Raw genomic sequence first — 21,982 nt, forward strand, 5'->3', positions numbered from 1 at the left:
CCTTCTTTTAAGCAGGGCGAGTGATACGGTACAATCCAATATTCGCGCCAATATGTCGCCGGCTAGGCCCGGCCGGCTCGCTACGAGCAAACATGAACGTACCCACTCAGGCTTTTGAAGCAAACCTTTCCGATCCGCGCTTGCGCGAAATCCCTTATAACTATACTTCCCTGGCGGATCGAGAAATCGTGATCCGCTTGCTGGGCGAAGAAGCCTGGCAGGCGCTTGACGAATTACGCGGGCAACGCCGTACAGGTCGCTCCGCGCGAATGCTGTATGAAGTGTTGGGTGACATTTGGGCGGTCCGGCGCAACCCTTATTTACAAGACGATTTGCTAGATAATCCAAAGCGCCGGACCCTACTGATCAAAGCACTTAACCACCGCTTAGCTGAAATCGAAAAGCGCCGCCGCCTAGATTTAGATGCGGGCGCTGATGAGGTGAGCCGGGCACGTACGGCTCGAGTGCAGCAATTACTGGTCGCCGCTCATGGGGCAGTGGCTGCATTTAGCGCTGAATTTGAGCGCATTCGTGCGCTGCGCCAGCGCACGCTGAAAGTGCTTAGCCGTTATACGCAAAAAGATAATGTGAAATTCGATGGCCTCTCGCGGGTCTCACATGTGACTGACGCAACCGATTGGCGGATTGAATTTCCGTTTGTTGTGCTTACCCCAGATCATGAAGCTGAAACGGCTGGTTTAGTTAAAGGCTGCATAGAACTTGGGTTGACGGTGATTCCGCGTGGTGGCGGTACTGGCTATACGGGTGGCGCTGTGCCGTTAACGCCCTGGTCGGCGGTTCTGAATACAGAAAAGTTAGAGCAACTTGGCGCGGTTGAATTGATTGAGTTGCCAGGCCATACAAGAGTGTGTCAGGCCGCTGCGATTACAACCGGAGCCGGGGTGGTGACGCGGCGTGTGACTGAGGCGGCTGAGCAAGCAGGTTATGTCTTCGCGGTTGATCCTACTTCGCTCGATGCATCTTGCATTGGTGGCAATATTGCCATGAATGCCGGGGGCAAAAAAGCGGTTTTGTGGGGGACTGCGCTGGATAATCTGATCTGGTGGCGGATGGTTGATCCAGATGGCAATTGGCTTGAAGTGACGCGCCTTGAGCATCATTTGGGTAAAATTCACGAGGTGCCGCTGGCACGCTTTGAATTGAAATGGTTCGATGGTAAACGCGCGCCAGGCGAAGCGTTGCTGCGCACCGAGACCCTCGCGATAGAAGGCCGGCGTTTTCGTAAAGCAGGGCTGGGTAAAGATGTCACGGATAAATTTCTAGCCGGCTTGCCGGGGGTGCAAAAAGAAGGGTGTGATGGGCTGATTACAAGTGCACGTTGGCTTTTACATAAAATGCCCGCACATATCCGCACCGTTTGCCTGGAATTTTTCGGGCCGGCGCGCGATGCGATTCCAGGCATTGTTGAGATTAAGCAATATTTATTTGAAGCCTCGCAAGCAGGCCGTGCGACCTTGGCCGGTCTTGAGCATTTGGATCAACGCTATCTACGTGCTGTGGGGTATGCGGCGAAATCGAAACAGCAGGGAGCGCATGCGAGCTTGCCTAAAATGGTGCTGATTGGCGATATTGTTGGCGACGATGCAGACGCAGTGGCTACGGCGGCTTCTGAGGTGGTGCGCATCGCGAATAGCAAAAATGGCGAAGGCTTTGTGGCCGTGAGTGCTGAAGCGCGTAAGCGTTTTTGGTTGGATCGCTCGCGCACAGCCGCCATTGCGAAGCACACCAATGCGTTTAAAATCAATGAAGATGTCGTGATTCCACTTCATCGCATGGGTGAATATACCGATCATATCGAGCGGCTTAATATCGAGCTGTCCCTCAAAAATAAGCTGCAGCTAGTTACTGCACTGGACACTTTTTTTAAGCGTCAGGCCCTGCCACTCGGCGAGCGCGACGAAGCCAATGACATTCCAAATGCTGAATGGCTTGACGGCCAGCTAAAGCAGGTTCTTGATGTGCTCGCCAAGGTACGCGCGCGCTGGGAATATGTGCGCGCAGAACTTGCTACGCCATTGGCGAATCTCTATCATCAGCTGCTGCAACTGGGCTATGCGCCACTTGAATCTGCTTTTGAGCAATGCCTGAGTGCTCAGCCGCAGGCAAGCTTGTTCGATATAGTGCAAGATCATACGATCCGAATTTCATGGAAAAATGAAATTCTTAAGCCATTGCAACAAATCTTGAAGGGCGGCGAATTTAAGCCGATTCTCGATGAGGTGCAGGCGATTCACCAGCGCGTACTGCGTGGGCGGCTTTTTATTGCGCTGCATATGCATGCAGGCGATGGTAATGTACATACCAATATTCCGGTCAATTCAGACAATTATGAGATGTTGCAAGACGCGCATCAGGCGGTGGCGCGCATTATGCAGCTTGCCCGTTCGCTTGATGGCGTCATTTCTGGCGAGCACGGCATTGGCATCACTAAACTGGAGTTCTTAAGCGAGTCGGAGCTGGCTGACTTTCGGGCGTATAAGCGACGGATTGACCCTAATGGGCATTTTAATCAAGGCAAATTGCTTGAGAATGCAGATTTGCGCCATGCGTATACGCCTAGTTTTGGGCTGATGGGCTATGAATCGCTTTTAATGCAGCAATCTGATATTGGCGCGATTGCCGATAGTATTAAAGACTGTTTGCGCTGTGGTAAATGCAAGCCAGTGTGCGCTACCCATGTGCCACGGGCGAATCTATTATATAGCCCGCGTAATAAAATTCTGGCGACTTCGCTATTGGTTGAGGCTTTCTTATATGAAGAGCAGACGCGCCGTGGCATATCGCTAAAACATTGGGATGAGTTTAACGATGTGGCTGACCATTGCACAGTGTGCCATAAATGTTTGTCGCCCTGTCCAGTCAAGATTGATTTTGGCGATGTCTCAATGAATATGCGCAATTTATTGCGCAAAATGGGTAAGAAAAAATTTAATGTAGGAACGGCAGCCAGTTTATTTTTTCTGAATGCGACTGCCCCAAGCACGATTCGTCTCGCGCGTCAGGTCATGATTGGCTGGGGCTATAAAATGCAACGGTTAGGTCACGCCGTGTTGAAAAAAATCGCTAAAAAGCAAACCGCGCGGCCCCCTACAAGCGTGGGTAGGGCTAAGGTTGTGGAGCAGGTGATTCACTTTGTTAACAAGAAAATGCCGGGTAATCTGCCGAAAAAAACTGCGCGGGCGTTGCTTGATATTGAAGACCCTAAAATTGTGCCGATCATTCGTAATCCGCACACCACCACGGTCGATTCAGATGCCGTGTTTTATTTTCCCGGTTGTGGCTCGGAGCGGCTTTTCTCGCAAGTAGGGCTGGCGACCCAAGCGATGTTATGGCATGTGGGTGTGCAAACCGTACTGCCCCCGGGTTATTTGTGCTGTGGCTATCCGCAACGCGGTGCCGGGCAAGAAGACAAAGCGGGAAAAATCGTCACGGATAACCGCGTGCTATTTCACCGCGTGGCGAATACCCTGAATTACTTGGATATTAAGACGGTGGTGGTCTCGTGTGGAACCTGCTACGACCAACTCGCTGGCTATGCCTTCGACAAAATTTTCCCAGGTTGCCGGTTAATTGATATTCATGAATTTCTGCTCGAGAAAGGGGTGAAACTGGAAGGTGTAACGGGAGTGCGCTATATGTACCATGATCCGTGCCATACGCCGATTAAAACCATGAACCCGACGCAGCTGGTAAACCAGTTAATGGGTACCGAGGCGGGTCCACGTCAAATCGAAAAAAGCGACCGTTGTTGCGGTGAGGCGGGTACCTTTGCGATTACGCGCCCGGATATATCGACGCAAGTGCGTTTTCGTAAAGAGGAAGAACTCAAAAAAGGTGCCATGCGCGTACGCGCAGATGGTTTTACTGGCGCAGTAAAAGTCTTAACCAGCTGCCCATCTTGCTTGCAAGGCTTAGCACGCTATCATGACGATGCTGACCTCGAGGCAGATTATATTGTGGTTGAAATGGCGCGTCACTTGCTAGGTGAAAATTGGTTGCCTGATTATGTGAAGCAGGCCAATGCCGGAGGGATTGAGCGGGTGCTAGTATGACACACTGTGCGCTCTGCGAAACGACCGGAGGCGAGTTACTTTGGCGTGACGATAAAGTACGAGTCGTGGCTATCGATGAAGCAGATTATCCAGGTTTTTGCCGGGTCATCTGGAATGCTCATATAACTGAATTTTCGGAGCTTGAAGCTGGGTCACGAGAATATTTAATCGAGGTTGTCGCTCAAGTTGAGCGGATTATCCGGCAGGTGATGCAGCCCGTAAAAATGAACCTGGCGAGCCTTGGCAATCAGGTGCCGCATTTGCATTGGCACCTGATTCCGCGCTATGCTGATGATGCCCATTTCCCAGCGCCGATCTGGGGGCCGCGCGTGCGCGCCACTGCCGCCGCGGTTTTAGAGCTACGCCGCAGCCGCGCGCTGGGATTGCGAGAAACCATCCTGAGCGGTCTTGCAAATAAGCCGGTGGTTGCGTCTCACGGATAATTTATTATAAAAGGTCGATCTAATGAGTAAAACGCATTTTGGCTTTCAGACCGTTGCTGAAAACGAGAAGGCGCGCAAAGTGGCAAACGTATTCGATTCAGTTGCCGCAAAATACGATTTAATGAATGATTTAATGTCGGTTGGCCTGCATCGGGCATGGAAAGCATTCACGGTTGCGCAAGCTGGCGTACGGCCAGGATTTAAAGTGCTTGACTTGGCTAGCGGCACGGGAGATTTGGCTAAAATTTTCGCCAAACAAGTGGGCGACCTGCATCAAGGTGGCGAGGTCTGGCTCACTGATATTAATGAATCCATGTTGCGCGTGGGCCGCGACCGCTTGCTCGATCAAGGCTTGATCATGCCTACACTATTATGTGATGCGGAGCGTATTCCGTTTCCTGCGCGCTATTTTGATGTGGTGACGGTGGCTTTTGGTTTGCGTAATATGACGCATAAAGAGGTGGCTCTTGCCGAAATGCGGCGTGTGCTTAAACCGGGCGGAAAATTATTAGTGCTTGAATTCTCAAAGATCTGGGCACCCTTGGCTAAGCTGTATGATTTTTATTCATTTAAAGTATTACCATGGCTTGGCCATAAGGTTGCGCATGATGCGCAGAGTTACCGCTATCTAGCTGAATCAATTCGCGTGCATCCGGATCAAAATGCTTTGCAGGCAATGATGGAACAAGCGGGTTTTGATCAAGTCAATTATCATAATTTGGCGGCAGGGGCAGTAGCCCTGCATATTGGCATAAAATATTAATTTTCTAAGTGAGGTCTCTCCGATGTTTTCTTTATCAGCTATACAGTTTGCTGATTTTTCTCTAAGTTCATTGGCTCGCGCTGGCCGGAATATCCTGGCGTTGCTAATCGGTAGGTTGACTTTAAAGCGCGGGGTTGTGCTCATGCTAGCCGGTGCGCTGGCGGTGGGACTGACGTTGCAAGAGGCTGAAGCTAAGCGTCTGGGCGGCGGTCGTAGCAGTGGCCGCCAAGCGCAGATGTTCAAGCAGCGTCAGCAAGCTGCTCCTAGTCCGCGTCCAAGCCAATCCAATGCGGCGGCTCAGCCAACGCGTAATCGCTGGCTGGGTCCATTGGCGGGCATTGCGGCTGGACTCGGGATTGGCGCTCTTTTGTCCCACCTAGGTTTAGGCGGAGCATTCGGCGCCATGCTTTCTAATCTCATCATCATTGGCGGAATTGCATTATTGGGCTACGGGTTGGTGCGTTGGTTTGCCGCGCGCCGAGTACGTCATGGCGTGGCGGCTGCGCCGGCGTTTATGCGTGGCGCGCATGAGTCGGCCATGGCTGCAAACACAGGGTCGAATTTCGATATGCGTGCGGGTTTTGCGCAAGAGCCCAGAAGCATGGCAGCGCAATTTAGCGGCGGTATGGCTTCTGCTCATACAGCAGTGCAGCCGGTAAACGCTGTGCCAGCGCATTTTGATACGACGCTTTTCTTGCGTAACGCTAAAGTTCTTTTCGTCCGCCTACAGGCCGCTTGGGATGCCGGCGATGCAGCCGATATTCGTGAGTTCACCACGCCGGCCATGTTTGCTGAGATCAAACTTGATCTAGCTGAGCGCGGTACGATGCTGAATCAAACAGAAGTTGTGCAGCTTGAAGCCGTGCTGATTGGCGTTGAAGAACAAGCAAATGAGACTGTAGCGAGCGTGCAATTCTCTGGACTGATTCGGGAAGAGCAGGGGACCCGTGCTCAGCCGTTTTCTGAAAAATGGAATCTCACTAAACGTATGCAAGGTCACGAAGGTTGGTTGTTAGCGGGCATTGAGCAAGACACTGCATTGAGCGGCGCGCCATTACTTTCTTAGTGCGTTTGATTAACTAAAAACGTTTTTTGGGCGCCTATAATAGGCGCCCTTTATTTTGCGCTCCATTCGGTATGCGCTTTCAGCCGTTCTTTGCTCCGCGACTTTACCCCTTACTCACCAATCAATAATTTACAGCGCACCCCATATCTGCTGCTTTCACCCAATAGCCTACTCATTGCCTAAAATCGTTTTGCTGCGCTCTAGAGGGGCGCTACTTTATTCAAATTCATCCGTACTTGTGAGTATTTTTGAAGCTTGCTAAAAAGTTGATGAGAATCCCAAAAAAAGCTTTACCTAAGCTCTAATCAGTACGAGCAGTAAATCAAATGCCAGCCCCATTTTTATGCAGCACAATGCTGGGCAAGTACCAGTTCTTGGCTGTGTAACAGGTATTTTGGCGGTGCTGTGTAGGGGACGCACAGCAGCTTTCTTTTACGGTGGCTTTGAAATGAAATTTTTTGGCACAATATTAATAGCTGCCGTACTTGCTACGGCTGGGCTGCCGGCTAAAGCGGCACAAGTCCATTGGAAAACTCCCCGTATCCAATATGCGGTTGAAGGTAAACCCTTAAAAGAAGTTTTGCGTGATTTTACTGCGAGTCAAGGCATTGCGGCCTCGATTGCGCCAGGAGTTGAAGGGTCAGTGAGCGGCAAATTCAGTATGTCGCCTCAGGCGTTTTTAGAGACGCTTGCTTTAACCTTTGGTTTTGTTTGGTACTACGATGGCTCATTGCTGGAAGTTGCACCGGCCAGTGATGTGCAAAGCACCATTCTTTCCTTTAAATATTCAAGCATGGATGATCTGCGCATGACGTTAGATCGACTGGCGCTTTCTGATAAACGCTTTCCGATTGTCTATGACGATATGCAACATACAGCGATTGTCAGCGGGCCGCCACATTATTTGCAATTGGTGTCAAACGTGGCGCGTGGCTTAGAAGTGAATGCGAGTCGGCTCATTGGCACGCAGATTCGGATTTTTAAATTACGCCATGCTTGGGCCTCTGACCATGACGTGCAAATCAGTGGTCAGAAGGTTACTGTGACAGGCGTGGCGAATGTGCTGAATAGTTTGTTTAATAACAATCAAGACAGCTCAGGTTCGCAAACAAACATTACTCAAAATCTTCTTAAAATCGCTCCGATGGCAGACGTGAGCGGCGCTACGGGGGGGCCTTTGATGCCTCCCTTGCCACCTGGCTTTAAAGGAGGAGGCTTAGGTGAAGCCAGTTCACTTGGAGCACAAATGAGTGCTTTCTTGGGCGTCCAAAACGCAGGCTCGCAAAATAATCCGAATGCATCTAAAGGACAAACCATTGGTGCGGATGGAGAGACCAATTCCGGCTTGCCGATTATACGGGCAGATGCCCGCACCAACTCGGTGCTTGTGCGTGATTTACCGGGGCGGATGGAGCAATACGCAGAATTGATTGAGAAACTTGATGTGAAACCCAAATTAATTGAAATCCAGGCCAATATTATTGAGGTTGACGATAATGCCTTGGAACAATTAGGGATTGATTGGCGCGTCCATAGCGGTCGCGTTGATATTCAAACCGGTAATGGGAAAAACGAGCAAACAACCTTTAATAATGCGCTTAATCCAAATTTTGGTACGACTGCAATTGGCAATGGGCAAAACTCTATTAACGCTTCTCCCGCGGGTTTATCGATGACGACGTTATTAGGCGATTCGGGCCGCTTCCTGCTGGCGCGTATTAATGCGCTTGAGCAGAACAATCAAGCGAAGATCGAAGCCAGCCCTAAAGTGACGACATTGGATAATGTGGAGGCTGTGATGGATAGTCAGCAACAAATCCATGTGCGAGTGCAGGGTTATACGTCTGGTCAACTGTATAGCATCTCAACGGGCGTCTCGTTGCGCGTATTGCCAATGGTAGTAGAAAACGGCGATAAAACGCAGATCAAGCTTGAAGTTAGCATTGAAGATGGGCAGTTTTCTCGTACCGAAACCGTGGATTCGATTCCGCTGGTGGCGACCACCAGGATCAACACACAAGCCTTTATCGGGCATGGCCAGAGCTTGTTGATTGCGGGTTATCGGAACCAACAGTCTGGGGATAATATCTCAGGTATTCCGCTGTTATCAAAGATTCCGCTGATCGGTGGTCTATTCCGGTATCGAGATACAAGTAATGCGCGGCGTGAGCAGTTGTTCTTACTTACCCCCCGTATCATTGAACTATAAAAGATAGCCACGCATTATAAAAGGGCCGTGGCGATTTTGCGGCCCTCTCTTTATAAGCAAGTAAAATTGGGAGCTCTAAAATGAAAGGTTTTCTTGCCCGCCGAAGCGTAATAAATATAGCCTTGGTTGGACTCGCTTTACTGAGCTATAAGGCCGGTGCGGTAGTGCCAGGAAGGGGTTGGGATGCGGTCGCGTCACCCAGTGATGCGGCCCAAGCGATGATGATTAGCTGGGATTCAAGGGCGGATGATCGCCGCTATGAACAGCAGCGTGCTGACCAACGGCGCTATGAACAACGACTTTATGATCAACAGCTTTATGAGCGACGGCGCGCTGAGCGTCGCTACGATGAGAGGAGACAGCAAACTCAACGTGATGCAGAGCAGCGCTCTAATGGAAAGCGCGCTGCTGAACGGCAGCAAAATACTCAATGCCGTAATCAACCCTATTGGGATGGACAGCAGTGGTATGCACAGACGCCGGATGCATTGTGTCCAGAGACAAGTCATGGCGTTGGGAGTGGGTACTCGCCATATTAAATTGTCCAAAAGAGAAAGAGTGTGTGTTAGCCCAATCAGATTCTTTGAGATGATTTCTTATGCGGCCTAAAATCCACCCCGCGTTGCGAATTTACCGAGATGAGAGCGGTAATCTACTTGTCCGAGGGCCAACTCGCACGATTAAACTGGAGGACAATTTAGGTGAAATTGCCCGATTTATTCATCGGTGTGATGGTCAGCAGGAATGGCATGTCATTTTTCAGGATTTTTCTGAAGCGGAGCAATTTCGGATTGAAAAAGCCCTCTCTCGTTTGCAAGCAGAAAATTTTTTATTAGATGCCGATACTGCAGATTTAGAGCGTCATGATTTGCTGTACGACTGTTTGGATGCATCCACTGAGTTTGAGCAAGATACTAGGTTATTTGAAGTTTATGTATATGGCGCTGGCGAGATCGCGGAGCACGCGGTTGAAGCACTGCATCAATTGGGCTTGCGTGCTACGCGGGCCAACCCAGATCATTTGAATGAGTCGTTGTGCAATAAGCATTGTATTGCATTGACCTGCAGTGATTACCCCGCGGCGGACTTTTTCTTAAAGATGAATCGCTTAGCGATCCAGGCAAAATTGCCGCATACTTTTGTCATGCTTGACCAGTCTTTACTTCGCGTTGGCCCGTTGACAATACCTGTAAAAAGCGCATGTTATGGCTGCCTGGAAGACCGTTATATTGCGCATGCAAGCCATCCTGAAGAAATGCGCTTATTACATTCATCTGCTCCTATTTGGCCTACTGTGCCCCGCTCAAGTCAGCTGAACGTGCCTACTGCGGCGCACTTAGCGGCCTTACAGGTCGCTAGGTTTGCGCAGCGGCGCAAGGATCCTGCGTTAGTCGGCGAAGTCATTGAGTTTGATTTTCTGACGCTGCAATTGAGTCGCGGGCAGGTTCTTAAATCACCGGCTTGCACCCTCTGTAGCGATCTGCGTGCGGTGCGTTCGTTAACCTCCTTGCGGGCTGGTTTACGGCTTGAGTAAGCAATCTAAGAAGGATTGTATGCAAATCGATAAAACGCTATATGCGGCTTTGCCGGATGATTTGAATGGATTGTTAGAGCGCTTGGTTCATCCGCGTTGGGGCGTGCTGAGGCAACTTAAGTTGTTGCCTATGTCGGCTAATTTCCCTGCTTTTTACCATATTCACGCTCTGCTCTCTGACCCGATTCAGCTGCGACTGCGAAATAGTCCGCAGGCATACGAGCAGCGTATGTACCTGGGGACAGATTTTCGAGGCATGGGTTTTGACACGAATTTGGTGGATGCACTACATTGCTGCCTCGGAGAGGCGGTTGAGCGTTATTGCGCAGCGTTATACCGTGAGCAGGATTTGCTGCTTGCAGCGGGATGCGAACTCGCTGGAGCCTCTGAGCTTATAGAGCGCATGATTTTATTTTCTGGGCCAAGCTACGAACAAATAGGCTTTCCTTTCAAGCCTTACGATGACAAGCAACCTCGGCGTTGGCTGGAAGGGTATAACTGGACGTTAGACCAAACGGCGTATGTGCCGGCGCAATTAGTTTTAATGGGCTACGAGGTTATGCATAAGCACGAAACGTTGTTACATACGAACAGCAATGGACAAGGTGCCGGATTGGATTTTGCCCAGGCCACGCTTTCTGCACTATGTGAGCTGGTTGAGCGCGATGCTTTCATATGCTACTGGTTAACGAGAACCCCTCCCATCGCTTTACAACCGACCCAGGCTTGGATTGAGGCTCAACCTGCCTCCCTGCGAGCCTTATTAGCGAATCGAGAGCTGGAGGTTTTAATTCGGCTTCTGCCAACCGATCTAGGTATCCCCGTTGTGTTGGCCGCGATTAGACCGCGTGGCCAACGTTTTGCCTGCTTTGGCGCCAGCTGTCGGCTTGATCTGGCAACAGCTGTGCGCAAAGCGGTAACTGAAGCGGCCCATGTTTGGTCGTATTGGCATGAACCCAGTTTGACGTTTCAGCCACCGAAAAGAGCGGCTGATATTAGATCTTTTTTCGACCATGCCGCATTTTATTTTGATCCTAAGAACTACGACAATATTGCCTTTTTGCTGGATTCGACAGATTCTGTACACGTACTAAATGAGTTATCTAGTCCAATTGGCGTTGCCGCTCAATTATCCGAACTTAAAACAAAAATTGAACGCGCAGGGTATCCCATTTTATTGTTTAACTTGAACAGTGAAGAGTGCTTGGCGGAAGGTTATCAGGTAGTAAAGGCGGTGGTGCCGGGTTTGCATCCGATTTTTAGCGGGGTACATCGAGTCGACGATAAACGGCGCTTACAGCGGGTTTGTGCTTATCTTGGCGTTGAAGTGCCAGAGCGTTTGAATGAAGCACCTCATCCATTTCCGTAGCATAGGAGCGTGTGAGTCCGATTCGTCTATAGCGTTCTAGACAATGCCTATACGCTCGAATTTTAAAGTGAAGTAACGCAGCGTAATCGATATTAGAGAAGATGAGTTTGGGTCTGTTTTTGCGAGTTCTGGATTCTTACCTCCATCTCTGGATCGACAATAATTTGGATACCCTTCGCACGCAGTTGACTGATGAGATTTAATGTCTCTTGATTGGGACTAATCCTCGAGTTTTGGGAAATTAGATGAGTACGAGTTAGATTAATTGATCGAAGCCTATCCATTTGCAGTAATTGAGCTGGTATAGATTGGATCGGATTGTTGCTCAAATCCAGATGTTCAAGGTTTTTTAGCTTTAGCAGTACTTTTGGAAACGCGCTTAACCCCTTATCTGAAAGTGATAGTTCTGAGGTTTTGTAGTGATGCGCGAATTTGATGGAGTTAATCGTTTCTAATTTTGCATCATCAGATGCTTTTTCACTTCCATCGTTTTTGTCAGATAGGTAAGATTTAATAAATAATGAAATTTCACTCTCAAATTCGTTCATCGTATTTATATTATTTATTCTATTTAATTTCTCTTTGATGTGTTCCGTATTTTCTCCGCGCCCAATCAACGTATTTCTAATGGTTTCTAATTCTTTTTCTAAAGGTGCTAACTTGGAGTAAGCTATAAAATCTATAGCATCTATATATTCCACTTTTCGATAATGAGGGTTATATTCTGGCATTTGGGTGGCGTAGAATTTGATTTCTTGCATAACTTGTTCTTTATAATACTCTAATTTTCCTATCCTAGAATCTAGCAGATTTAAATTTTGCAAACTTGTCATGGAATTGTATCTTCCTTTAAGATCATTAATTTGATTCACGATCTGAATCAATTTTTCCTTGCGAGATTCCAGTTCGTAAGAATAGCTGCTTGCTAGGGGCGTCGGTATTGCAGCGGAGATTTCTTGAGATTTTTTGATGATGATTTCATTTTTATAGTCATTTGTATTTCTCGGTGCAATAATTGCGAAAAATCTATTCGATGTTCTGGACTTTCGAGGATGGATAGTTGAGTTTTTGTAATCTTCTTTGATAGAGGAATTGGTGTTTTTTCTTGTTTTTGATCCTGTTAGTTTTTCAGATAATTCGTTAAATGATTTTCTGATTTTATGAAAATAATTTGTGGAGGTATATTTTTCATCTTTATAATTATCGCATGAGGCTTGAGTTTTGTTAACCTTAGGGAAAAAGGTAGAAGTCATACTATAACCTCTTGCAAAGAAATTTGATTGTTAATGGCGATTAGTCAATATGTATAATACGAGGTAGAGTTTTATATTTAAATTAATAAGCGAAGACTTGTATAAAAAAGAGAATTATGTTTGCGACTATCTGCCATAGCTTTTTATATGTAATCTGTGGTAAACGGCGGAATTTTGGCTTGAGGGTTTTTATTGATGGAGGGTGAAAAATTATGTTCAATACGGAATCAGCCTAACTGTGCAGGTGAGCGGTGCAGCATAGAACTTACCGAACAGTCGAGTCTATCAAGTGCGAGCTGAGCACTTCTTGATCAATTTTGGCAGATGGTTTTGATCGGCAACCGGAGCCGCTGTCAATCTGTAACACACTGTATGCAAACTTAACGCAGCAGCAGTTTAGGTTGCTGCTGCGAGTCAGTATATAATCGTGCTACTTTTTCTTTCTTTTATTGGCTACTTTAATTTAGGTTATACCGATTATTTTAGCTAGATGCTATGGCTATTCCCGCTTTAACCGTTATGTTGCTTGACGACCATCCAGTCGTCCTGGATGGATTTAAGACACAATTACATGCAGCACGGGATATTCAGATCGTTGGTACTTTTATGACCAGCCGTGCGCTGCTAGCCGCACTCAGAAACCGTACTTGTGATGTTTTGCTGATTGACTATTCATTGGGTGAACATGATCTCGATGGCGTGAATTTGGTCCGCTATTTGAGTGTGCGTTATAACGAGATTAAGATTCTCGTAGCCTCAGCACATCATGATCCGGCGACTATGATGTTAGTGATGCGCGCGGGCGCGCGCGGCTTTTTCAGTAAACGCCAAAATTTAGTTGAGCTACCGCATGCGATTCGCACGGTTGCTTCTGGGCAAGCTTATTTAGGCGCTCAGCTAGCCGAGCAGCTATCCGTTCCCCCTTTTATGCTGGGTGAAGTGGCTGCGTCAGGAACGGGGCACGAGTTAAAAACAGATTACGACAATCTGTCTCCTCGTGAGCGTGAAGTTTTACGTTGCTGTCTTGATGGCTTGACTTTGACGCAAATCACGGAGAAATTTTCACGGAGTATTAAAACGATTAGCGCTCAAAAGCGAGCTGCTTATCGTAAGCTCGGTATTCAGAACGATTACCAACTCTTCAAAATAGCCCCATTTTTAAAGCAAGAATAAATTGAAGCTAGCCTATTTGGAAAAATGGTGGTCTAGGATATTTATGGGTAGGTAAAGGTTTGCTAGCTAAATTCAGGTGCTTGGTTCTGTATGATGGTGAGGTACTGCCGAAGTATTAAAATTAATAATATTTTGAGATTCAAATCAATTTAATTTCCCCCAGTTATTGATGAACTTATATAGTTTTGAATCAACCGTAATTTTATGGTTCATCGCAAGTTGTTTGTTTATGCCAAGTAGTTTGGCGATAATTTCCAATTTTAATTTTTCTCCATCTAATTGTAGGTCAATTTTTACCCCATATTCTTTATCGAAAAATTCGACGATCATATCCATCAATACGCGCGGCCTATCTAGGTTTGAGCTTTCAAGATTAACTTTGACCCCATATTTTTTATCGAGCTCAGAACTGATTGTATCTGTCAATGTATGAGATAGATCTAATTTTGATGCTGTATCGCCAACGATAGTATGAAGCTTGAGCATTAAATGTAAGAGGACGTGATCTTTAGCTCTTGACTCCTGATCAAAAAGCTCACGGGTTCTGTTTACAGTGATAATGAGTTTAGCTAAATCTTGAATTTTTTCATTTAATTGGGGGCTGAAGGATGGATAGTTAGGTTGCAGTCTTCCTATGAGAAGCCTTGTCTCTACCTTAAATTTATCGTTTTGCTCAAGTCGTTGCATGGCATTTATGATTAGATGGCCACTCTTAAGACGTGCTGCTGTTTCCCTAATTTCAAGGTCTTGATCAAGAAACTCGCTCATCATAGCTGATGTTGTAATCGGTTTGCCCTCTCCTCGGATCATTTCGAGTTGATGGGGGGCTGCAGCAAGCAAATTGCTGATGATATCTAGAGTATTGATGGCTTGATCGATCTCTGGATCAACTAGAATCTCGGTTCCTTTAGCACGAAGTTTTTTAATGGTTTCTAATGCTTTATAGTTATTTGGATCTATTTTTGTATGAGTCATATCAATAGATTTTAGGTTTTTAAATTTTAATACGGACGGAGGCAATAGGCTAATTGGGTTGCTACTTAAATCTAATTTTTCTAAATGGTTTAGGTGTAATAAAACATTATGGAATCGTTCGAGGCCTTCATTTCTGAGGGATAAAGTTACACTCCGATCGTGATAAGCCTGTTGGATTCTTTCTTTTATAGGGATTTCGTTTCTATCAGAGTTTGATACTAAAAGCTTGTGCGCTGCGGCAGGAAGTGACTGGAATTTTGATTCTTGAGAGGGGCGTGATTCACCTTTAATTTCAGTCTGTAGGATTGCTTCTGCAGCAGTTTTAAAGTGGGACAAAGTGAATAAGCGAAAATCACTTTCAAAGTTTTCATCATTAACTTCTTTTTGAATTGAATCATTAATCTCGAGGGTATATTGATATTCATCTCGTCGATTCAAAATATCTCGCATATCGCTACTTAATCTTAAATCGTTTTCTTTGAAATTGATGGATTTAAATATTTTGCATTCAATTAAACGTTTTGGCAAAACGGTAATTTTATTATTTTGTAAATTTACTTCCTTTTTATCTTTTCCTGGTAGCAAAAAAATGGAGTTTGGGAATTGATTTATACCGAGTCCAGCTAGATCAACGATATTAGAATCGCTCCAATAATGTTGGATAATTCTTTCTACTGCTTGGATTCGAGATTGAGTTTGATCGTCTAAAGAAGTAGCACTGGTCCATTCAACACAGCTTTGAATGATAAAATGTGCAAACCTTTTCTTTTCTTCAAGCTGATCCAACTGTTTTTCTTCCTCTACAGAGCCAGGTTCAAATTCTATTTGAGACCCATTCACTAAGCTAGATTGATCTCCCTGCAAAGAGATAGATTTTTTAGATAAATTTGTTAAGCTAGCTTGATATGCTCGATCAGATATCGATGTGAGTCTTTTTTGAGTTTCTTGAGCTTGATCAAGTGATTTTATTTTATCATTTTTCTTACGCTTAAAAAATTCTCGGAGAGATTCCCCATCTTTTCTCTCTGATGCAACTTGCCCTTTAAGTTCTTTATCTTTTTTGATACTGGCATGGTAATGATAATGAATTTCTATCGGTATTAATTTCTTGATTGATTTTCCGGATTTTTCAATTGAATGCTTTGCCGACAATAAAGCATTGGTTAGACTTTGTTTGGCATTATTACGAGCGCTATTTATAGAGTCTACCAGTTCTAATTTAGCAGATTTTTCAGATGTGTCGCTAGAGCTAGAGGATGTAGATTTTCGACTAAATTTAAATATAGATGTCATTAATTTATCCGAATTTTTAAATTACACAGGTAATAAATATGGATTTTTAATAGTTTATGGACTGCAATGAATTGGTTAAATAAAAAAGCGAAAATTAGCGTGCATCACCGAATCAACGGGTCAAGTCAATAACCTAAAACTAGATTGCGCTCTGCAAAACAATATTTCACCTTCTGGCACAATGGTCACCCGCGGTATTTACCGGTATCCTATGAGCATCATCACTTTCTTCCCATCCAACTCAATGACATGCATAACCCTGTAGACAATGAAAAATCTGAGCGCGCGGCCAGGTTGCGCGCGCAAATCGAGCAACACAATTACGCTTATTACGTACAGGACGCTCCGGAAATCTCTGATGCCGAATACGACCGATTGTTTGCCGAGTTAGCGGCCATTGAAACAGAGAACCCTTATTTGCTGACGCCCGATTCTCCTACGCAACGCGTAAACGGCCAGGTCGCCGAAGGCTTTCAGCCAGTCGTGCATACCGTGCCAATGTTGTCATTAAATAATGGTTTTAATGATGAAGAAATTGAAGCATTTGATAAACGTTGCGCTCAAGGGCTGTATAAGACCGAACCAGTAACAGGCTTAGAGTATGCTTGTGAACTTAAGTTTGATGGTCTTGCGGTGGCATTGCGTTATGTCGATGGCGTACTCGTGCAAGCGGCAACCCGGGGCGATGGGGTGCGAGGAGAAGAGATTACCGCCAATATTCGGACTGTGCACTCGATTCCACTACGTTTGAAAGGCATCTCTATCCCTGCCTTGCTTGAGGTGAGGGGGGAGGTGTTTATGCTGAAAAACGCTTTTGAAAAATTAAATCAACGCCAGCGGGTAGCGGGTCAGAAAGAGTTTGCTAATCCACGGAATGCGGCGGCAGGCAGCTTGCGCCAGCTCAATCCCAAAGTTACCGCGAGCCGGTCGTTGTCGTTTTTTGCCTATGGGATCGGTGAGCTTGCCGGGGTGGCCATGCCGCCAACGCATCAAGCTTTGCTTGATTGGTATTTGGAGCTAGGCGTTCCGGTTTGTGAGAAGCGTGCGGTCGTACAGGGCGCAGCGGAATTACTCGGCTTTTTTAAAGCGATGAGCGAGCAACGCAATACATTGCCTTATGAGATTGATGGCGTCGTCTATAAATTGAATCGGTTGGAAGAGCAACAGCAGCTTGGTTTTGTTTCACGCGCACCGCGCTTTGCGTTAGCCCATAAATTTCCTGCGCAAGAAGCTTTGACCAAGCTGATTGCAATCGAGGTCAATGTGGGCCGCACTGGTGCTATCACCCCAATCGCGCGGCTTGAGCCGGTGTTTGTGGGAGGGGCCATGGTGACCAATGCCACCTTGCACAATGAAGATGAGGTGCGGCGCAAGGATATTTTGATTGGCGATACGGTTATTGTGCGGCGCGCGGGCGATGTGATTCCGGAAGTGGTAAGCGTTTTAACCGAGCGGCGGCCCGCCACAGCACACGGTTTTGAAATGCCAACCGAATGCCCAGTATGTGGATCTGCGATTGAGCGCTTACCCGGCGAGGCGATTGCTCGTTGTACCGGCGCCTTAGCGTGTGCGGCACAGCGTAAGCAAGCGCTTTGGCACTTTGCTCAGCGGCGCGCGCTAGAGATTGATGGTTTGGGAGAAAAAATTATTGATCAGCTCGTCGTGCAAAACCTGGTGCATACGCCTGCTGATTTGTTTAAGCTAAGCTTTGCAACGCTGGTTAAACTTGAGCGTTTTGCTGATAAATCTGCGCAAAATCTACTGGCTGCATTACACCAGGCTAAACAGACTACATTGGCGCGCTTTATCTATGCGCTTGGCATCCGTCACGTGGGCGAATCAACCGCGCTTGATTTAGCTCGTTATTTTGGCGCGCTTGAACCTCTGATACAGGCACCGCGTGAAGTGCTGCTAGAAGTCAATGACGTGGGGCCGGTGGTGGCGGAATCCATCCTTCAATTCTTTGCTCAAGCGCATAATCTTGAGGTGATTGAAGCATTGCGTGCAGCAGGTGTGACCTGGCTTGAGGGGCCGCCTGCTGCGCGGCCTAGCGCTGGGCCCTTGGCCGGTAAGACGGTAGTCCTGACGGGAAGTCTACTGAATTTCACGCGTGAGCAAGTCAAGGCGCAACTGGAAGCCGCAGGTGCAAAAGTAGCGGCTTCAGTTTCCAGTAAAACCCATTATGTGATTGCTGGGGCAGAGGCGGGTGGCAAACTTGCGAAAGCCGAGGCGCTGGGTATTGAAGTGTTGGATGAAGACGGTTTGCGTCAGTTGTTGGCAAGTGTAGAGCTGTCGCCAGAGCAATAGTGCCGGTGGGTAACACGCTCAAACTGCAATGGCGCGGAGTAATTCGGTTTCAAGCTGAATCTGTTGCCGGCTGTCAGCGAGCTTTGCGCTGGCGAGCAAAAAAATGTCTTCAACGCGTTCTCCTAACGTATTGATACGCGCCGCGTGCAGATTGATTTGGTGAGAGGCTAAGATATGAGCAATGGCGTAGAGTAATCCTGGCCGGTCATTGGTTGAGAGCGACAGAATGTAATATTGCCCGTTTTCATCGGCGCGTAAATGAATCCGCGGAGTGCTTGGAAAGGTGCGCGATTGTCTAGCAAGTCGGCCTGGCGAGGGGAGCGGAAGGGGTTTGGCGCTCGCCAGATGACGGGTGAGTTGTTGTTCAATGCGTGCGGTGATTTGATCATAATCATAAAGCTCACCCTGGGTTGCGTGGTGCGTATTGTCGTCTAACTCAGTATACGCGTGCGTTACAAAAAAACTATCCAGCGCGTAGCCATGGCGGGTAGTATGGATGCGTGCATCTAGCACGGAAAGAGCATGACTATCGAAATAACTACAAATGCCGGCAAATAAATCAGTTTGATCTTTTATGTAGACAAGAACTTGGACGCCTTCTCCAAGCGGTGAACGGCGCGCTCGAACAATCGGCTGAGGGGTTTCAAGATATAAGTAAAGAGCGTGTGTTTGCCAAGCAATATCAGGGGCATCGTGGCGTAAGAAATAAGCAATGTCTAGCTGCTCCCAAAACGCTTGGAAGGCATTCTCTGGGATCAGGTGTTGTTGCAAGAGCGTGAGCGCTTGCTCTTTGCGTAGCGCCAGCGCCGAATGCGTATTGGGTTGCACGCCGCCAAGCGTGTTTAAGGTGATGCGGTATAAATCTTCAAGGAGCTTGCCTTTCCAGGCATTCCAGACCTTAGGGCTGGTGCCGCGAATATCGGCTACCGTGAGTAGATAGAGTGCTGTAAGCTGGCGCTCAGTTTGCACTTGATCTGCAAACCGCTGGACGATTTGTGGATCACTGGTATCTTGTTTTTGGGCCACACGGCTCATGGTCAAATGGTGCTCGACCAGCCAAATAATCAGCTTAGCATCTTCCGCTGCTAGCTTGTGCTCACGGCAAAAGCGCTGCGCTTCGGCCATGCCAAGGATTGAGTGATCCCCTCCGCGTCCTTTAGCTATATCATGAAAAAGCGCGGCAATCATAAGGACCCAAGGCCGCTCAAAATTCATCATCAATTGGCTGCAAGATGGATATTCATGCGCATGTTCTGCTACGCCAAAGCGGTGCAAATTGCGTAAGACCATTAAAATATGTTGGTCAACTGTATAGACATGATAAAGATCATGCTGCATTTGCCCAACGATCCGCCAAAAACTCAATAAATAACGTCCCAGCACACTGGTTTGGTTCATCAGTGCTAAGGCGTGGGCGGTGCTTGCATGCTCTATCGAGTTTTGCGAGAGTTGCAAAATCTCAAGAAAGCGTTGGCGGTTTTGTGGTGCGCGGCGCCACTCTTGGTTCATCACATTGCGCGCGTTATATAAGGCACGTAAAGTACGCGTCGCTAAGCCCGTTACGCCGGGCGTGCGCTCGCACAGCAAAAAGGTTTCAAGAATCGCATCGGGTTCACGTTGATAAAGATCATCCTGTGTGATTTCGATTAAGCCCTGCTTTTCTGCGAAGCGCTCAGACAGTCTATGCGTAATGCCGCTGGTCTTTGGAAAAAGGTGTGCTTCGATATTTTGCAATAAGATAGCGGTGAGCTGAGTGACCGCTTTAGCCGCCCAATAATAGCGGCGCATCATTTGCTCGCTGGCCCGTTTAGCGGGGGTTGCGCGATAGCCAAAGCTTTCAGCCAGTTGTGTCTGAAAATCAAAAGCCAGCACATCTTGCCGCCGGCCGGCCAAGATATGGAGCCGGGCCCGCAAGGTTTTTAAAAATAGTTCGTTGCGGCGCAATTCACGCGCTTCTCTGGCCGTGAGCTGGCTGCGCATTTCAAGCTCTTGCCAAGTATGGCCAAAGCCAGCGGTGCGGGTCAGCCATAAAATCAGCTGCAAATCGCGTAAGCCGCCCGGACTTTCTTTACAGTTCGGCTCAAGACTATAAGGAGACTCTTGAAATTTTGCATGACGCTGCTGCATTTCAAGCTGCTTCGCCTGAAAAAAGGCATGGATGTCCAGTGCTGCATTAAAACAGTTGGTAAATTGCTTAAAAAGCGCTGCATCCCCGCCGATACGACGTGCTTCGAGTAAAGCCGTTTGCACCGTAATATCTTGGCTTGCCGCTTCTATACATTGTGCGATGGTGCGTACGCTACTGCTAATTTCAAGCCCAAAATCCCATGCCATACCAATAAACGATTCAAGTTTAGCGGTTAGGCTGGCATCAGGTTCGGCCGGCAGCAAAATCAGAATATCAAGGTCAGAATGAGGCGCGAGCTCGCCTCGGCCAAACCCCCCCACTGCCGCTAGCACAAAAGAGGGGGGGAGTTGGCATAGATGCCAGGCGTTTAAAAGCGCATGATCGGCAGCGCGCGCCAGGGCGCGCATGAATGGGTCAGCTTTACCGATAACCTTAAATTTCTCAATCAGTGCAGCTTTGACGGCTTTAAAGCTGGCTTCTTGCGTTATATTTACGTTCGCTAAACGCTGGTTTTGCATGGTTTTTCTGGTCAATTTAAGCCCAGCGTAAAATGGTCAAAAATCAAGCCCAAGGCTTACGCGGCAGCGCTTTTTGCAGGGCGCGCCGGGGACCCAGCGGATAAGGTCAGCACCTCATGCCCGGTTTCTGTGACGAGGATGGTATGTTCCCACTGAGCGGAGAGGCTGCGATCTCGCGTTTTGATGGTCCAACCATCTGGCATGGTGCGAATCTCGCGGCGTCCCGCGTTAATCATGGGTTCAATCGTAAAAATCATGCCAGGTGTAAGCTTAAGCCCAGTGCCTGGCTGACCATAGTGAAGTACTTGCGGCTCTTCATGAAAAGTTTGCCCAATCCCATGCCCACAGTATTCACGCACAATACTATAGCCTTGTGCGTGCGCATGCAGCTGAATCGCATAGCCAACATCGCCCAGTTGCGCGCCAGGGCGTACTTGATCGATGCCGCGCCACATGCATTCATAGGTTGTTTGCACGAGCCGCTTGGCGAGAATTGACCCTTCTCCTACGATGAACATGCGGCTGGTGTCTCCAAAGTAGCCGTTTTTAATCACCGTAATATCAATATTTAAAATATCCCCATTCTTGAGGGTCTTATCGCCCGGAATGCCGTGGCAAATCACATCATTCACTGAAATACAGGTGGCTTTAGGGTACGGGGTATAACCTGGAGGTTGATAATTTAATGGGGCTGGAATGGTTTTCTGCTCATCCAGCATATATTGGTGGCATAAGCGATCCAGTTCGCCGGTCGTGATGCCGGCGGCGATAAACGGGGTGATGTAATCCAGAACTTCACTCGCTAGCCGGCAGGCAACGCGCATTTGCGCAATGTCATTTTCATTTTTAATCGTAATAGTCATATTTTTTATCCAATT

Annotated in this window: 14 protein-coding genes; 10 read left to right on the forward strand and 4 right to left on the reverse strand. The window is 47.5% G+C overall.

Annotated elements, in window-relative coordinates; genetic code table 11:
• Positions 1-92 precede the first annotated feature (92 nt).
• The 8 genes from MPB2EB_RS03100 to MPB2EB_RS03135 all read left to right on the forward strand — a co-directional run bounded on the left by MPB2EB_RS03100 (position 93) and on the right by MPB2EB_RS03135 (position 11,457).
• Entirely contained in the window at positions 93-4,073 is a 3,981-nt protein-coding gene (locus MPB2EB_RS03100) for an FAD/FMN-binding oxidoreductase (RefSeq protein WP_185182397.1), read from the forward strand.
• Complete coding sequence (locus tag MPB2EB_RS03105) at positions 4,070-4,516, forward strand: HIT family protein (protein ID WP_185182398.1); 447 nt, start codon at positions 4,070-4,072, stop codon at positions 4,514-4,516. Before MPB2EB_RS03100 ends, MPB2EB_RS03105 begins: the two co-directional genes overlap by 4 nt.
• A 22-nt stretch (positions 4,517-4,538) precedes the next feature.
• Positions 4,539-5,279: a bifunctional demethylmenaquinone methyltransferase/2-methoxy-6-polyprenyl-1,4-benzoquinol methylase UbiE gene (gene ubiE / locus MPB2EB_RS03110; protein ID WP_185182399.1), complete on the forward strand. Its 741-nt coding sequence runs from the start codon at positions 4,539-4,541 to the stop codon at positions 5,277-5,279.
• 142 nt (positions 5,280-5,421) lie between these two features.
• A complete protein-coding gene (locus MPB2EB_RS03115) occupies positions 5,422-6,345 on the forward strand; it encodes a Tim44 domain-containing protein (RefSeq protein ID WP_370576623.1) in 924 nt (307 codons plus the stop codon).
• A 448-nt stretch (positions 6,346-6,793) separates the two neighbouring features.
• Positions 6,794-8,554, forward strand: a complete 1,761-nt coding sequence (gene sctC / locus MPB2EB_RS03120; protein ID WP_185182634.1) for a type III secretion system outer membrane ring subunit SctC — start codon at positions 6,794-6,796, stop codon at positions 8,552-8,554.
• An 80-nt stretch (positions 8,555-8,634) separates the two neighbouring features.
• Positions 8,635-9,093 carry a hypothetical protein gene (locus tag MPB2EB_RS03125; protein ID WP_185182401.1) on the forward strand — a complete coding sequence of 153 codons (459 nt, stop codon included), beginning with the start codon at positions 8,635-8,637 and terminating at the stop codon, positions 9,091-9,093.
• A gap of 59 nt (positions 9,094-9,152) precedes the next feature.
• Positions 9,153-10,088: a TOMM precursor leader peptide-binding protein gene (locus MPB2EB_RS03130; protein ID WP_185182402.1), complete on the forward strand. Its 936-nt coding sequence runs from the start codon at positions 9,153-9,155 to the stop codon at positions 10,086-10,088.
• A 19-nt stretch (positions 10,089-10,107) separates the two neighbouring features.
• The gene (locus MPB2EB_RS03135) at positions 10,108-11,457 is read left to right on the forward strand and encodes a YcaO-like family protein (protein WP_185182403.1); all 1,350 of its coding nucleotides are present in this window, start codon (positions 10,108-10,110) and stop codon (positions 11,455-11,457) included.
• Positions 11,458-11,549: 92 nt separating this feature from the next.
• Here MPB2EB_RS03135 and MPB2EB_RS03140 read toward each other — a convergent pair whose 3' ends face one another.
• Entirely contained in the window at positions 11,550-12,710 is a 1,161-nt protein-coding gene (locus MPB2EB_RS03140) for a leucine-rich repeat domain-containing protein (protein WP_185182404.1), read from the reverse strand.
• A gap of 495 nt (positions 12,711-13,205) precedes the next feature.
• On the opposite strand from MPB2EB_RS03140, the gene MPB2EB_RS03145 reads away from it, so the two are divergent.
• Entirely contained in the window at positions 13,206-13,883 is a 678-nt protein-coding gene (locus tag MPB2EB_RS03145; RefSeq protein ID WP_185182405.1) for a response regulator transcription factor, read from the forward strand.
• Between the two features lie 144 nt (positions 13,884-14,027).
• Here MPB2EB_RS03145 and MPB2EB_RS03150 read toward each other — a convergent pair whose 3' ends face one another.
• Positions 14,028-16,151, reverse strand: a complete 2,124-nt coding sequence (locus MPB2EB_RS03150) for a hypothetical protein (protein ID WP_185182406.1) — start codon at positions 16,149-16,151, stop codon at positions 14,028-14,030.
• A 249-nt stretch (positions 16,152-16,400) separates the two neighbouring features.
• Between MPB2EB_RS03150 and ligA the strand changes: the two genes are divergently transcribed.
• Positions 16,401-18,458, forward strand: coding sequence for an NAD-dependent DNA ligase LigA (gene ligA / locus MPB2EB_RS03155; RefSeq protein ID WP_185182407.1), 2,058 nt, complete (start codon positions 16,401-16,403; stop codon positions 18,456-18,458).
• Positions 18,459-18,476: 18 nt separating this feature from the next.
• Here the strand turns inward: ligA and MPB2EB_RS03160 are convergent, their stop codons facing one another.
• On the reverse strand, positions 18,477-21,104 hold the full coding sequence (locus tag MPB2EB_RS03160) for a [protein-PII] uridylyltransferase (protein ID WP_185182408.1): 2,628 nt from the start codon (positions 21,102-21,104) through the stop codon (positions 18,477-18,479).
• A gap of 56 nt (positions 21,105-21,160) precedes the next feature.
• Positions 21,161-21,976 (reverse strand): type I methionyl aminopeptidase, encoded by an 816-nt coding sequence (map, locus tag MPB2EB_RS03165; protein WP_370576624.1) that lies wholly within the window; start codon positions 21,974-21,976, stop codon positions 21,161-21,163.
• Positions 21,977-21,982 lie beyond the last annotated feature (6 nt).

The organism is Mycoavidus sp. B2-EB (assembly GCF_014218255.1).
GTDB lineage: Bacteria > Pseudomonadota > Gammaproteobacteria > Burkholderiales > Burkholderiaceae > Mycoavidus.